17 protein-coding genes are annotated in these 14,151 nt (G+C 62.7%); 9 read left to right on the top strand and 8 right to left on the bottom strand.

Annotated features, from left to right (window positions below):
• The first annotated feature begins 179 nt into the window (after positions 1-179).
• From J7302_RS23555 to J7302_RS23565, 3 genes are all read left to right on the top strand, one after another.
• Positions 180-1,052 (top strand): universal stress protein, encoded by an 873-nt coding sequence (locus J7302_RS23555; protein ID WP_215380452.1) that lies wholly within the window; start codon positions 180-182, stop codon positions 1,050-1,052.
• 202 nt (positions 1,053-1,254) lie between these two features.
• Positions 1,255-2,664, top strand: coding sequence for a DUF3300 domain-containing protein (locus tag J7302_RS23560; protein ID WP_215380456.1), 1,410 nt, complete (start codon positions 1,255-1,257; stop codon positions 2,662-2,664).
• A gap of 13 nt (positions 2,665-2,677) precedes the next feature.
• Entirely contained in the window at positions 2,678-3,568 is an 891-nt protein-coding gene (locus J7302_RS23565; protein ID WP_215380460.1) for a DUF2950 domain-containing protein, read from the top strand.
• A 76-nt stretch (positions 3,569-3,644) separates the two neighbouring features.
• Here J7302_RS23565 and J7302_RS23570 read toward each other — a convergent pair whose 3' ends face one another.
• The 5 genes from J7302_RS23570 to J7302_RS23590 form a co-directional block, all read right to left on the bottom strand.
• The gene (locus tag J7302_RS23570) at positions 3,645-3,833 is read right to left on the bottom strand and encodes a YgaP family membrane protein (protein ID WP_215380463.1); all 189 of its coding nucleotides are present in this window, start codon (positions 3,831-3,833) and stop codon (positions 3,645-3,647) included.
• 13 nt (positions 3,834-3,846) lie between these two features.
• Positions 3,847-4,266, bottom strand: a complete 420-nt coding sequence (locus tag J7302_RS23575; protein WP_215380467.1) for a DUF6691 family protein — start codon at positions 4,264-4,266, stop codon at positions 3,847-3,849.
• Positions 4,267-4,268: 2 nt separating this feature from the next.
• Positions 4,269-4,748 carry a YeeE/YedE family protein gene (locus J7302_RS23580; RefSeq protein ID WP_349814471.1) on the bottom strand — a complete coding sequence of 160 codons (480 nt, stop codon included), beginning with the start codon at positions 4,746-4,748 and terminating at the stop codon, positions 4,269-4,271.
• A gap of 247 nt (positions 4,749-4,995) precedes the next feature.
• Entirely contained in the window at positions 4,996-5,265 is a 270-nt protein-coding gene (locus J7302_RS23585) for a metal-sensing transcriptional repressor (RefSeq protein ID WP_215380471.1), read from the bottom strand.
• A 123-nt stretch (positions 5,266-5,388) separates the two neighbouring features.
• Complete coding sequence (locus J7302_RS23590; RefSeq protein ID WP_215380473.1) at positions 5,389-5,733, bottom strand: I78 family peptidase inhibitor; 345 nt, start codon at positions 5,731-5,733, stop codon at positions 5,389-5,391.
• Positions 5,734-5,903: 170 nt separating this feature from the next.
• Between J7302_RS23590 and J7302_RS23595 the strand changes: the two genes are divergently transcribed.
• Both J7302_RS23595 and lpdA read left to right on the top strand, forming a co-directional pair.
• Complete coding sequence (locus tag J7302_RS23595) at positions 5,904-6,785, top strand: RluA family pseudouridine synthase (protein ID WP_215380475.1); 882 nt, start codon at positions 5,904-5,906, stop codon at positions 6,783-6,785.
• A gap of 157 nt (positions 6,786-6,942) precedes the next feature.
• On the top strand, positions 6,943-8,343 hold the full coding sequence (lpdA, locus tag J7302_RS23600; RefSeq protein WP_215380477.1) for a dihydrolipoyl dehydrogenase: 1,401 nt from the start codon (positions 6,943-6,945) through the stop codon (positions 8,341-8,343).
• A 39-nt stretch (positions 8,344-8,382) separates the two neighbouring features.
• Here the strand turns inward: lpdA and J7302_RS23605 are convergent, their stop codons facing one another.
• Together J7302_RS23605 and J7302_RS23610 are read right to left on the bottom strand one after the other, a co-directional pair.
• Complete coding sequence (locus J7302_RS23605) at positions 8,383-9,129, bottom strand: anti-sigma factor family protein (RefSeq protein WP_215380479.1); 747 nt, start codon at positions 9,127-9,129, stop codon at positions 8,383-8,385.
• Positions 9,126-9,638 (bottom strand): sigma-70 family RNA polymerase sigma factor, encoded by a 513-nt coding sequence (locus J7302_RS23610; RefSeq protein WP_215380482.1) that lies wholly within the window; start codon positions 9,636-9,638, stop codon positions 9,126-9,128. The genes J7302_RS23605 and J7302_RS23610 overlap by 4 nt, the downstream gene beginning before the upstream one ends.
• Before the next feature lie 155 nt (positions 9,639-9,793).
• Here J7302_RS23610 and J7302_RS23615 point away from each other — a divergent pair, with 155 nt between their 5' ends.
• Genes J7302_RS23615 through J7302_RS23625 form a run of 3 tightly spaced genes read left to right on the top strand, consistent with a single transcriptional unit; the run spans position 9,794 to position 11,719 of the window.
• On the top strand, positions 9,794-10,852 hold the full coding sequence (locus J7302_RS23615; RefSeq protein ID WP_215380485.1) for a catalase family peroxidase: 1,059 nt from the start codon (positions 9,794-9,796) through the stop codon (positions 10,850-10,852).
• Positions 10,849-11,412 carry a cytochrome b gene (locus J7302_RS23620; protein ID WP_215380488.1) on the top strand — a complete coding sequence of 188 codons (564 nt, stop codon included), beginning with the start codon at positions 10,849-10,851 and terminating at the stop codon, positions 11,410-11,412. The genes J7302_RS23615 and J7302_RS23620 overlap by 4 nt, the downstream gene beginning before the upstream one ends.
• A gap of 46 nt (positions 11,413-11,458) precedes the next feature.
• On the top strand, positions 11,459-11,719 hold the full coding sequence (locus J7302_RS23625) for a DUF2790 domain-containing protein (RefSeq protein WP_215380491.1): 261 nt from the start codon (positions 11,459-11,461) through the stop codon (positions 11,717-11,719).
• 165 nt (positions 11,720-11,884) lie between these two features.
• On the opposite strand, the gene J7302_RS23630 is transcribed toward J7302_RS23625, so the two are convergent.
• On the bottom strand, positions 11,885-12,871 hold the full coding sequence (locus J7302_RS23630) for a magnesium transporter CorA family protein (protein ID WP_215380493.1): 987 nt from the start codon (positions 12,869-12,871) through the stop codon (positions 11,885-11,887).
• 133 nt (positions 12,872-13,004) lie between these two features.
• On the opposite strand from J7302_RS23630, the gene J7302_RS23635 reads away from it, so the two are divergent.
• A complete protein-coding gene (locus J7302_RS23635) occupies positions 13,005-14,108 on the top strand; it encodes a 2OG-Fe(II) oxygenase (RefSeq protein WP_215380496.1) in 1,104 nt (367 codons plus the stop codon).
• The last annotated feature ends 43 nt before the right edge of the window (positions 14,109-14,151 follow it).

The raw sequence follows: 14,151 nt of genomic DNA on the forward strand, positions 1-14,151 counted from the left end.
AGAGTCCTGCAGCGCCTTGCCTTGCAGGGCCGTAGCCAAAGCGCCCTGCGCACGCCTGTATCAAAGGAGTACCCGAGTTGAACCGCCCCAGCGGGCATGACCTGCAGTCCGTTCTGCTGAAAATAACGAGGTAAGAGAGGCCAGCCCGCCCCTATGCTCGATGCAACAAGGAGATGGCCATGCGTTCGATAAAGAAAATTCTTCTAGCCGTGCCGCCAGTTCCAGAAAGCCCCGCCCTGCTACGCGGCGAACAACTGGCGGCAAAGTTGGGCGCCACCCTCAATCTGCTGGTCTGCGACGCGCGAGACGACCAGGGTGAGTTTCTCGACCAGCAACTTGCTCGCCTGCGTCTTCTGGGTATTCCCGCGTTGGGAGAGCGAGCCAATGTCGATACCGAGCACGCCTCCAGCGCTATCCTCTCTGCCTGTCAGGTGCAGGAGTACGACCTGATCATCAAGCAGCATCAGCCGGCATCTGGCTTGAAACAGCTGCTCGTTCCGCCGGATGACTGGCAGTTGGTCCGCCTGTCGCCTGCTCCCTTGCTGTTGGTCAGGAGCAGAAGTCCCTGGGAAGGCAGCTCGGTCCTGGCCGCGATGGATGTCGAACATCATGATCCTGCGCACCTGGCGCTGCAGGGCAACGTCATGGGCCACGCCAGCGACCTGTGCGAACTCTTCGGCGCATCCCTGCATGTCGTCAGCGCCTACTCGCCCACCCTCCTGCCTGCGGCCGACCCAAGCGTCGCTCCCGACCAATCCGTCGCCAGGCACTGCCACGACCAGTGCCAATGGTTCCAGAACGAGTACGAGGTGCCGGAGCACCGCCTGCATATCGGCGAAGGACCGGCCAAAGCCCTGATTCCGCAAATCGCCAGACAACTGGACGCCACGCTGGTCGTGTTGGGCACTGTCGCTCGTCATGGGATTTCGGGGGCGCTGCTCGGCAATACGGCCGAAGCCGTTCTAGACCATCTGGACGGCGACGTGCTGGTCCTCAAACCGAACATGGCTCACACACAACACGCTGAACCAACGGGCCACCGGGCCGCCTGAAACGTCTGCCCCGTAACAGTCCACGCTCAGGCAGCGTGGACTTTACGTGGGCTGGCAAAGCGAACTGAAAGCCAACCGACGATTAAATCAAAACAACTCCTCGAAACCCGTCCTATCATTTTGGGAGCTGTCTCTGCTGGCTGCCATCACCGTGCGCCCGCCTATTATTCGATCCGCGCTCTCTTTCCCGAGGAGAAGCGAAATGTGCGTGATCCATCGCTACAGCATGATCTTGCTTGCCTTGTTGGCCATCCCCGCTCACTCGGAGGACCAGGCGCCCACTAATCAGCAGGCCGCTGGCGTGGCAGCAGTACCCGCAACGGCCGCACCGGCTCAAGCGGTGTTTCGCACAGAAGAACTGGATCAGATGCTCGCACCCTTGGCTTTGTACCCGGACTCGTTGCTGGCTCAGGTGCTGATGGCATCGACCTACCCGGGCAACGTCGCGGATGCCGTGGACTGGTCCAAGGCGCATCCGAATGTCAGCGGCGACGACGCTGTGCGCCAGGTCGCGAACCAGCCGTGGGACCCGAGCGTGCAGTCGCTGGTAGCCTTCCCGGCCGTGCTGGCAACCATGGGCCAGGACCCCGCCTGGGTTCAGCGAGTGGGCGACGCCTTTCTCGCGCAGCCCAACGACGTGATGGACTCAGTGCAACGCCTGCGTCGACAAGCGCAAGTAGCCGGGAACCTGGAATCCAACGAGCAGCAAAAGGTCATCGTTCAACCGGCAGCGCCAAGTTCCTCGACCACCGTCGTCCAGCAGGCTGCTCCACCTCAGACCATCATCATCGAACCGGCCGACCCGCAGGTCGTCTACGTGCCCAGCTACAACCCGAATGTGGTCTACGGCAGTTGGCCGAGCCCGTCCTACCCGCCTGCCTATTACCCGCCACCACCTGGCTACTACCTGGGGAGCGCGCTTGCCGCCGGCCTGGCCTTCGGTGCTGGTGTGGCGATCATCGATTCGCTGTGGGGCGACTGTGACTGGGGCGGCGGCGACATCGATATCGACGTCAACCGCTATAACAACATCAACTCAAACCGCAAGATCAACGCCAACCAGAACACCTGGCGACACAACGCAGTCAACCGCGACGGCGTGCCGTATCGCGATAATGCCAGCCGCCAGAAATATGGCCGCCAACTGGATGGTGCTCAACAGCGCGATGCCCTCCGCGGGCGTGACCCGGCACGTACCGCTGATCGCGAGCGTGCGCGCCAGAGCCTGACCCAGCGCGGCTTCGAGGCACCAGCCGCCAGCAATCGCCAGGCCCGCGAGCGCGCCCAGACCGCGAGCCGAGATCTGCGTCAGGAGCAGCAGGCACGACCCCGCGCCCAGGCTGGAGACCGCGACCTGCGTAAGGACCAGCAGGCGCGTCCACGCGCCACCAGCAATACGCAGGCTCGCCAGCAGGCCCGCAAACAGCACGCAAGTACACAAGGCCCGCGTAACAACGCCTTCTCCGGTACGCGCTCGCCGTCGCAGTCGCGTGCGCAAGCCAGCCGCGGAAAAACCAGCTACTCCGCCGCCAGCAGGCCAAAAGCCAGCCAAGGCCGGACGGTACAGCGGCCCTCAAATGCACCGTCCCGCGGTGGCGCCCGTCGGCGCTGAAAGGAGACTAGCCATGAGTGCTGTTATTCGCCTTTTCCTGGCTTCTATCCTGGCGGCTCTCGCTTACAGCGCCAGCGCACAGCAAGCGTATCCCACCCCGGGCGCTGCCGCTGCAGCCCTGATCACCGCGCTCGGCACCAAGGAGGGTGATGCCAAACGCTTGGCAACCCTGCTTGGCGACGACTGGAATACCTACATCCCGGTCGGAAGCGTCGACCGCCAGGATGTCGATGCCTTCCTTGCCCTGTACCGCGAAAAACGGACGATCCAGACCGATGGATCAGGCCGTGCACATCTGGTGGTCGGCAATACGCCCTGGACCTTTCCACTACCGATCATCCAGGGCAAGGACGGTTGGAGATTCGATGCCAAGGCGGGCAGTGAAGAGATCCGAGTGCGCCGCATCGGTCGCAACGAAATCGGCTCGATGCAGGCGCTACTGGCCTACCACGATGCACAGATGGACTATGCCGATATCGACCGCGATGGCGATGGTGTGCTCGAGTACGCACAAAAGATCATCAGCACCGACGGCCAATATGATGGACTCTATTGGAGCGAGAAGCCGGGCATCGAAGAGAGTCCGCTCGGCCCGCTTTTCGGTGACACCGAACGAGGTGACGACTGGCAGGGCTATCACTACCGCATCCTCACCGCTCAGGGCCCCTCGGCACCAGGCGGCGCCTATGACTACAAGATTGGGGAGAACATGACTCGCGGCTTTGCCATGATTGCATGGCCGGCCAAGTATGGTGATAGCGGTGTGATGAGTTTCATGATCAGCCATGACGGTCAGGTGTTCGAGAAGGACCTGGGGCCTGACGGAGAAAAACTGGCCAAGGCCCTCCCCCGCTTCGACCCTGACAGCAGTTGGGACGAAACGAAGGTACCGGGAGTGCCCTGAACTCGCGCCTTGCCTGTGCCACCGGAACCAGGCTGTCTGGCCAAGCGTCGGTCGCAGCCAGCGGCGCCTTGGGGGTTCAGGCCCGCTTGCAGGTAGAAATGCCCAGTAACGAGTAGGCAGGGCACGAGCGGAAAATACCGGTAGCCAGTGGAACCAGACCGATCCAGCCCCAGAGACCGATCACACCGCTCAGGCCAAGAGCGATCAGGATAAGGCCGCCGCCGATGCGCAGGCTGCGGTCTATGGTACCTACGTTCACTGTCATGATGACCTCCAGGTCAATTGCTGCGCTGACGCTCCAGCGCGGTGAACAGCAACATGCCGGCCAGCATCGCCAGAACAAATAGCAGCGCTTGCCAATGTCCGGTAAACAGGATGGTCAGCGCTGGCCCTGGACAGACACCAGCGATCCCCCAACCCACACCGAACAGAAGGCTGCCTCCGACAAGGCGCCGATCTACCTCGCGCTTGGTCGGCAGTTGCATCGGCTCATCCAGCCAGGAGCGTGGCATGCGCTTCGCCAGGGTGAACCCCGGCAGCGCAACAGCGATCGCTCCGCCCATCACCAAGGCCAGGGACGGGTCCCAGGCACCCGCGAGGTCCAGGAAAGCCAATACCTTTCCCGGATTGGCCATGCCCGCGAGCAGCAAGCCCACGCCAAAGATCAAACCGGCAACGAATGCAGTCAGTTTGCCCATGCTCAACCTCCGAACACATGACGCAGAACAAAAACCGTAGCAAAGCCGGCAGCCATGAAGCTCAGGGTTGCCGCCAATGATCGGGGTGACAGGCGTGCCAGGCCGCAGACACCATGTCCGCTGGTGCACCCAGAGCCATAACGGGTGCCCACGCCCACCAGCAGGCCGGCAATGATCAGGCCGAACCAGCCGGTATCGAAGCGCACCTCAGGCAATCGGCCAAAAGCCAGCCATAGCAGCGGTGCCACCAACAGGCCAAGGAGAAACAGGGCCCTTTCCGCATAGCCGTCACTGCCGCGCTGCAGCAAGCCGCCGAGCAAGCCGCCGAGCAAGCCGCTGATGCCGGCGATGCGGCCGTTGGCAAGGATGAACAGGCTGGTCGAAAGCCCGATCAGCACGCCGCCGCCCAAGGCGCTCCAAGGCGTGAAAGCGTTCCAGTCGATGGTCATGGATGTCTCCGGTGCAGGCTGTGCGCAGGCCAGTGCAGGCCAGTGCAGGCCAGTGCAATGCGTCGCACGTTATCGGCGACTTGAGTCGTGTAATCCAGACTCATCATATACCCCCAGGAGTATATTTTCATCATCAATTTCGACGATTGGACATCAACGATGCGATGCAGGACCGCCAGCTTCGGCTGGCAGCCTGCGACGAACGACACAGGGGAAGAAGATGGCGCGAAATCCGGCGTTGCACCGGGTTGCTGATAGAAAAAGTTACTCGTGGCGTTGCTCAGGTGTACTTGGTGAAGATCGCCCGGACCCGCTCGAGGGTTTCGGTGGCGTCCTGCTCCGGGTCCAGCACGGCCTCTTCGAGCAGGCAGACGAGCATCTGTTGGTAGGCACGATCGAGCGCCTTGCGCGATGCGCTGAATTGCTGAGCGACCGCCTCGCAGTCATCGCCCCGGCGAATCATCGCCTGCAGGCCGCGAATCTGCCCTTCCACGCGGGCCAGGCGCTTGAGCATGGCGTCCTGGTGCGCCGCTACGACTTCGTTGGTCATTCGGTACCTCTGGCATCCGGACTGGCTACTGGGGGGAGTATCATCCTACTCCAGCGCCGGGCCGCCTGCACCTCGCGCACAGACGCGAACCGGCGGCCCGGACTCAATTGCGTTGGGGCTGGCTCAGCCGCAGGTGAACTGCTTGATGGTGCCGGTATCGTCTACGTCGATGTTCAGGCGGCGGGAGTTGTAATCCATGGTCATCGGGTCATGCGGGCGTAGCACCCGTGCCATCTCGGCGCCGGACTGGCGCTTGGCCTGCTCGACCATAGCGACACTGGCCTGCTTGCCTACCAGGGCAGCAAGCACCGTCGAGTCACAGGTGCCACCGGGCACATGCGCGGTCGAGTTGGAGGCCTCGGTGGCGGGAGCCTCGGCCTTGGGTTCGGCAGCCTTTTCAGTCGAGCTGCAGCCGGCCAGGAGCAGGCCGATCAGGGCGAAACTGAGGGAAATTTGCTTGGAAAACATACAGCGATCCTCTGATGAACGAATGTCCTTGCATGTGCCTGCAACGGGGCTCCCGCTGCCGCAGGGCTCCTCCCTGCCAGCGCATGGTCGGGTGCATTCTATCCTCTGCCTTTGACTGCGGTCAGGTCACTGCGGCCTAATGCACGGCCTGCAAGCCACCAACATTCGTCATGTCGAACCCAACCAACGTCCGCGCCAGCACCCTGCACCTGCCCCAGGGCAACTGGACGACCGTGCTCGACTGCCTGTGCGCGCACTTCTCCGCCATCCCGCGCGAGACCTGGCTGGAGCGCATGGCCCGTGGGCGCGTAACGGACGCCGATGGCAACGCCCTGGGACCCCACCATGCCTACCGCGTCGGGCTGCGGGTGCACTACTTCCGCGAAGTGAAGAACGAGAGGCCGATTCCCTTCCAGGAGCAGATCCTGCATGTCGATGAACACCTGGTGGTGGCGGACAAGCCGCATTTCCTGCCAGTGATGCCAGCCGGCGAATATGTCGAGCAGACCCTCCAGGCCCGGCTCTGCAAAAGCCTCGGCAATCCGAACCTGGTGCCGTTGCACCGCATCGACCGGCACACCGCCGGGCTGGTGCTTTTCTCGGCTGATCCATCGAGCCGGGGCCGATACCAGGCACTGTTCCGCGAACGGCAGATGCACAAGCGCTACGAGGCCATCGCCCCCGCCCTCCCCGACCTCGAATTTCCGCTGCTGCGCGAAACCCGCATGGACGCCGGCGAGCCCTTCTTTCGCATGCAGGAAGTGACGGGCGTGCCCAATAGCTGCACACGCATGGAGGTCATTGAACAGAATGGTGACCTCTGGCGCTATGCCCTCTACCCCATCACCGGCAAGAAGCACCAATTGCGCGTGCACCTGGCGGCCCTCGGCGCCCCGATCTGCAATGACGGCTTCTACCCGACGCTGACCGATGAAGGCGAGCTGGACGATTATGACCGCCCCCTCAAGCTGCTTGCCCATAGTCTCGCCTTCGACGATCCGATCAGCGGAAAGCCCCGTATTTTCGAAAGTAGCCTGAAGCTGGACTGGTAAGGCCAACCCTCGTCGGATCGTAATGCGTTTGACGGTTTGGATTTCGCCCGTAATATTACGATCACAATCAATGTCTTCAACGATCTTTCTGGAAGCCTCGCGACAGTCCACTAGGCTTTCCCATTCCACTCAAGTCTTCTGACCGAGGTACCAGACCATGAGCACATATGACGTAGTGGTGATAGGCGGCGGGCCTGGCGGTTACAACGCGGCGATCAAGGCGGGCCAGTTGGGTATGAAGGTGGCCTGCGTTGAGGGTCGGGAAACCCTGGGTGGCACCTGCCTCAATGTGGGCTGCATGCCGTCCAAGGCGCTGCTGCATGCCTCCGAGCTATTCGAGGCGGCCGCGGGCAAGGAATTCGCGACCCTCGGAATCCAGGTCCAACCCAAGCTCGACCTGGTGCAGATGATGGCGCAGAAGGCTGAAAGCGTTGCCGCCCTGACCAAGGGCATCGAGTTTCTTTTCCGCAAGAACAAGGTTGAATGGATCAAGGGCTGGGGCCGCATCGAAGGCCCAGGCCGGGTGGTTGTGACTGATCGCGACGGCCAGCAGCAGACCCTGAGCGCCAAGGACATTGTCATCGCCACCGGCTCGGAGCCTGCGTCGCTACCCGGCGTTCAGATCGACAACCAGCGCATCCTCGACTCCACGGGCGCCCTGTCGCTTCCAGTGGTACCCAAGCATTTGGTGGTCATTGGTGCCGGGGTGATCGGCCTGGAGTTGGGCTCGGTCTGGCGGCGCCTGGGAGCCCAGGTCACGGTCGTGGAGTATCTGGGCCGTGTCTGCCCCGGGCTCGACGACGAAGTCGCCAAGACCCTGCAGCGCTCCCTCACCAAGCAAGGCATGAGTTTCAAGCTCAGCTCCAAGGTCACCCAGGCGATCGCCAGCCCGGTAGGCGTTGAACTCAGCATCGAGCCCGCTGCCGGTGGACTGGCCGAGACCCTCAAGGCCGACTATGTGCTGGTCGCCATCGGCCGGCGACCCTTCACTGAAGGCCTGGGCCTGGAAAACGTCGGGTTGAGCCCCGATGCGCGCGGCATGCTGGCCAACGAGCGCCACCAGACCAGCACGCCCAGCGTTTGGGTAATCGGCGACGTCACCTCCGGCCCCATGCTGGCGCACAAGGCGGAGGACGAAGGCGTCGTCTGTATCGAGAGGATTGCCGGGCATGCTGCTGAAGTGAACTACAACACCATCCCGAATGTGATCTACACCCGTCCGGAGGTGGCCACTGTCGGCAAGACCGAGGAGCAGTTGAAGGCCGAAGGTCGCGCCTACCGCGTGGGCAAATTCCCCTTCATGGCCAATAGCCGGGCCAAGATCAACCATGAGACTGAAGGGTTCGTGAAGGTCCTGGCCGACGAGCGCACCGACGAGATCCTGGGCGTGCACATGGTCGGTCCGAGCGTCAGCGAAATGATCGGCGAATATTGCGTGGCCATGGAGTTCTCGGCCTCGGCCGAGGACATCGCGCTGGTCTGCCATCCCCACCCCACCCGCTCCGAGGCACTGCGCCAGGCTGCCATGGATGTTCATGGCGCGGCGATGCAAGCGTGAAGTGTCGAGCAGAAGGGGGCAGCGCAGCCCCCTTTCCTTTCAGAATGCCAGAGCGCGTTCCAGCAGTTCCCCACGCGGGTCGCCGTCTCGACTGACCAGCGCATAGTTGTAGCCGTCCCGTGACCAGTAACGCGCCTCCAGACCGCCCTCGCTGCGCTGGCCGCTTGCCATCCGCGCATAGAGTGCGCCCGGCGCACGCAGGTAGAGACTGACCCGTTGCCCTTGCTGGTCCTCGAACAGCAGCAAAGCGGCCGCGCCCTGCTCGGTCACCAGCCAACGCCCGCCAACCGGTGTGAAACCGTAGGGTTGCAGGTCAGGAATCCGCGCGGCATGGCTGAAACGCTGATCCAGCCACGCCTGCAACTCCCCGGGCTGACGCGCTTGCACATCCACCGAATCACCCTGAGCGAACAATCGGTGTGCCTGCAAGGCGTCCTGCATCGGCGGGTTGGCGGCCAGCAGTACCTGTTCTCGGACCTGCCAGCCCCCCACCCCGCCCAGCCCTAGAGCCAATAGGAACGACGCAGCCAGCGCCAGACGCCGCCGCTGACGCGCGCGCAACGAGGCGCGCACCACCGTCGGATCCAGACGCGCGGGAGGCGGCAACCCATTCAGGTTGGCCAGCGCTGCCCGCAGTTGCTGGGCATCGCGGCGCCACCCTTCGACCTGCGCGGCGACCTCGGGATTGGTTGTGAGGAACGCCTCCACCAACGCGTGCTGCTCAGCGCTGAGTTGACCGTCGAGATAGGCGTGCAGATCGTCTTCGCTGGGATGGAATGCGTTCATTTGAGTACCCGTAGCTGAAGCGTGGTGGTTTCGCCTTCGGCCAGTACACGCAGCGCCTTGCGCGCGCGGGATAGCCGGGACATCACCGTACCGATCGGAATGTCGAGCGCCTCGGCGGCCTCCTTGTAGCTCAGGCCCTCCACGCTGACCAACAGCAGGAGCGCGCGTTGGTCGGTCGGAAGATGGGCGAAGGCCTCCAGCGTGGCGTGGGTGACCACCAGATCTTCGGTGGAGATTGTCTCCTCCGCTACCGGCGCGGCACCAAAAAACTCCAGCAGCCGTGCATAGCGCAGGGCACGACGCTGACCGTCGATGAACTGCCGATAAAGGATGGAGAACAGCCAGGCGCGCAGGTCACCCTCGCGCTTGCTGCCCCACTTCGACAGCGCCCGCTCGACCGTTGCCTGGACCAAGTCGTCCGCAGTGGCGGAGTTACGCGTCAGCCAGAGGGCAAAACGCCTCAGGCGCTGTAACAACTCTCGCAGTTGTGCGTCATCAATCATGTTCATCGTCGATCGTGTCGACCGCTTTGGCGGCCACTCTTACCTGGGAAGCAACAGGGAGACGCACGGCTGGGGATTTTATTCCACGACCGCGGGAATAAATCTCCGAGAGCCTCGTCTCACCGGCTCATGGACAGGGGAACGTACCCCAGGAGTTTGGCATGAACACCGTAAAACCTTCACGGATCAACCAGGCAGGAGCACTCGCGCTGATTGGCCTCGCCGTCGGCGGGCTGGCAGCCGGATTTGCCTATGCAGCTGGGTGGTTCGGACCTGCGCGCCTCACGCCGCAGAACATCATCGACGCCTTCGAAGCGAACGCCGGCAGCTACCCCGGCTATCGGAAGAACCACGCCAAGGGCATCTGCATCGTTGGCCATTTCGAGAGCAACGGCGAGGCCTCGCACCTTTCCCGCGCCAGCGTGTTTGCCAAGGGAGAGGTTCCAGTTACCGGGCGTTTTTCCATCGGCGGTAGCAACCCCTATGCCCCGGACGCCGCAGTGACGACCCGCAGCATGGCATTGCTGTTCCAGATGCCTGGAGGTGAACAGTGGCGCACTGCGATGAACACCCCGCCGCTGCTCCCCGTAGCCACGCCGGAGGCCTTTTTTGAACAGGTACTGGCCTCTCGGCCGGACCCGGCCACCGGCAAGCCCGACCCCGCCAAGCTGCAGGCATTCTTCGCCGCTCACCCGGAATCCGCCGCCTTCAGGAAGTGGGCCGAATCGAGCAAACCGAGCAACAGCTTTGCCAACATCCCTTACCACGGTGTCAATGCGTTCCGCCTGGTGGAGCCCGATGGCACGGGCCACTTCGTACGTTGGTCGGTGCAGCCGCAGGCGCCGTTCGAGCCCCTGGGTGAAGCTGGCAAGGATCCAGACTTCCTCGCCCACGACCTGCAACAGCGTCTGCAACAAGGACCGTTGCGCTGGAAACTGCTGCTGACCCTGGCCGAACCAGGCGACCCGACTGCCGACCCAACCCAGCAGTGGCCGACCTCGCGTCGACAGATCGACGCCGGCACCTTGGTGATCGAGCAGGCCGAAGCCCAGGCTGACGGCGCTTGCCGCGATATCAACTTCGACCCGCTGGTGCTGCCTGCCGGGATCGAGGCATCGGACGATCCGATACTCAGCGCCCGTTCGGCCGCCTACGCCGTGTCCTTCAACCGCCGCACCCGGGAAGGTGCACCCGTCAACCATCAGGGAGAGCAGCCATGAAAAGCCCCGTCACTCACTTCAGCCGTACGCTGCGTGTGTTGCACTGGCTGATGGCTATCTTGCTGCTGGCCATGCTGTTCATCGGCGTCAGCATGGTGGTTACCCTGTCCGAGCGCCACAGCTGGTTGGTGGCCATCCACAAACCTCTGGGCATCTTCCTGCTGCTGTTGGTATTGATTCGCTTGGCGGTTCGCCTGGTTCAGGCCACACCGTCTTTGCCCCTTGAGATGCCCTCCTGGCAGAAACGGGCCGCACAGCTGTCCCACGTGCTGCTCTACATCCTGATGACCACGCTGCCGCTGGTGGGCTGGGCCATGCAATCGGCCGGCGGCTACCCCATCGTGCTTCACGATACCCTGCTGCTGCCGCCTATCGCCTCGCAGGACGTCCAGCTCTATGCCTTGCTGCGCCTGGCCCACACTGTACTGGCGTACCTATTGTTCGTTGGCATCCTGCTGCACCTGACGGCGGCCCTGTTCCATGCACTCATCCGCAAGGATGGTGTGCTTTCCAGCATGACCACCGGCAGTGGCATCCGCTCGATGCCCGATGGCCAGTAGGCGCGGGTTAGCCCGCAACACCACCTCTCCTCAAGGAGAAACCCTCATGAAAAGCTTGATAATCGCCCTGACACTGAGCCTCGCCGCCACCGGTGCCCTGGCAGGCTCAATGGATCAGGAAGCACAGCCGCCCGTCACGCAGTACACCTACGGCATGCACCTGGACATCGCCCGCGTCGTGGAAATGACCGACCTGTCCACCTTCTGCGGCATCATGCCGGCACGGATGACCTACGAAGACAGCCAGATGCAGCGCAACACCATCGAGTACCTGGTCTGGGGCACGGGCTGCAAGAACGACTATTAAGTGCAGCTTGAGTAGCCCGAACTTCAGTCCCGGGATGGCACGGAAATTCCCGGACTGAAGTCCGGGCTACATCGTTGCGGCAAAAAGCGAAGCTCAAGGTTGTTGCAAGGGACCGTTGGGCTTCGCGTCGCTCTGTCCAAACTCCGGCAGTGGCTGCAGTTGGGCTCAGAGCCAGCCTTTCCACTTGAACCAGGCGTACGGCAGGATCGCCGAGACCACCATCAGGCCAACAGCCACCGGATAACCGAACGCCCAGTCCAGCTCCGGCATGATCCGGAAGTTCATGCCATAGACCGTGCCCACCAAGGTCGGCGGCAGGAACAGGACCGCGGCAATGGAAAACACCTTGATGATGCTGTTCTGCTCGATATCGATCAGTCCCAGGGTCGCGCTGAGCAGGAAAGCGATTTCGTCGAACATCTTCGCCACGTAGTCCACCAGCGAGCGAATGTCGCGCTCGATGGAACGTGAGCGATCGAGGCCTGGGTCACTGACCCAAAGGCTCGCCCACTGGTTGGAGTAGTCCAGCACCCGCCCCATGCTCATCAGGCTTTCGCGCAACTTGGAAAGCGCCGAGTTGTGCCGACCCAGTCGCTTGACCACCGTCTGCAAGTCGGTGCGGCCCGGCTTGCGTGCGGACGCTGCGCTGCGATCGTCGCTGAACACCGCCTCGGACATTTCATCCAGATCGCGCTGCATCAATTCGAGCATGTCGGCAATGTGATCGACCACGCTGCCGCACAGTGAAATGAAGATCTGCTCGCTGGAGCCATGGCTTTCCGGCTCGCGAAGGAACTTGTCTTCCAGGTACTCGAAGAACGGCAGGTTGGCATAACGCACCGTCACCAGATGATCGGCCGCTACCACGAACATCACATCACTGGATATCGGTCGCTGCTGGCGGATGCCACTGACCAGCGTAGCGGTCAGGTAGAGCGCACCTCCGTGCTGATAGAGCCGCGAGGTTTCCTCGATCTCGACGATGGCTTCACGGCCTGGAATCTCAACACCGAGTGCCTGGCCGATGAAGGCCGCCTCCTCGGGCTCTGGGTCCATCAGGTCGATCCACAAGGTTCCGGGCGGAATCGCCGTGCCCGTCTGGCCAGAGGTTGCGTGCAGAGCGCCGTCGGTCTGCGCGTAGTAGTGGATCATCCGAAAAGGCTCCCAGAGCGATGGAGAAACAGTAAAGCATGCGGGCATGTCGGAGACGCCACGGCAGGATGCCGGGGCACGTCGGCAGCAATTGGACTAGTTTGATTCCAAGCCACTGCAAGCGGACCTGACCATGCGCAAGTACCCCGTAGCACCGGGTGAGGCCGTGCCCTGGTTCACCAGTAGCACACCCGGCCGTGAGCATTTCACCTTCGACACCATCGCCGGGCGCTATATCGCCCTGTGCTTTCTTGGTTCGGCCGCAGATCCAACCGCAACGCGCGTGCTTGCGGATCTCCTTACCCGCCGGGAAATTTTTGACGATTCCAACGCCTGCTTCTTCGGCGTTACCGCAGACCCGCGGGACCGTGAGCAGAACCGCGTGCGCAACTTGCTGCCGGGCATCCGCTTCTTCTGGGATTTCGACCGTTCGATCTTTAGCCTCTATGGCGCTCTTCAAGAGAGTGGCGCGATCCGCCAGATGACCTACCTGCTGGACCCGAGACTACGCGTGATTGCCGTACTGCCGATCGTGGAAAGTGGTAAAGGCCATGTCGATGCCTTGCTGGCCCTGCTGCAGGCGCAGCCACCCATAGCACCTGCCACGGCGGTGAGCGGACATGCTCCGGTGCTGGTGGTGCCGCGAATCTTCGAGCCGGACCTGTGCCAGGCATTGATCGACTACTACGAGGAACACGGCGGAACGGATTCCGGCTTCATGGTCGAACGCGACGGCAAGACCGTGGAACTGCTGCAATACGATCACAAGCGCCGGCGTGATCGCACGGTCGAGGACGAAGCCTTGCGCAAGCGCTGCATCGCGCACATCACTCGGCGCCTGCTGCCCGAAGTGGAAAAAGCCTTCCAGTTCCAGGCAACCCGCATGGAGCGGTACCTGGTGTCCTGCTACGACGCCGAGGAAGGGGGCCACTTTCGCCCCCATCGGGACAACACCACCAAAGGCACCGCGCACCGGCGCTTTGCCGTGTCGTTGTTTCTCAACAGCGGTGACTACGACGGCGGCAGTCTGCGTTTCCCGGAATTCGGGCAAGGCACCTACAGTGCACCTCGCGGTGGTGCCGTGGTGTTCTCCTGCTCGCTGCTGCACGAGGCGACGCCGGTCACCGCCGGTCGCCGCTATATGTTCCTGCCGTTCCTCTACGACGAAGCCGGACGTCGAATCCGAGAGCAGAATCTGCCTTACCTGGCAGAGGCCGGTGAGGTAGCCGAGCGCTGAACGCGCGACTGCCTTATCATGCCGCGCCCCCGCTTACGGATGA

The sequence above is a fragment of the Metapseudomonas boanensis genome (genome assembly GCF_018704125.1).
Classification (GTDB): Bacteria; Pseudomonadota; Gammaproteobacteria; order Pseudomonadales; family Pseudomonadaceae; genus Metapseudomonas; species Metapseudomonas boanensis.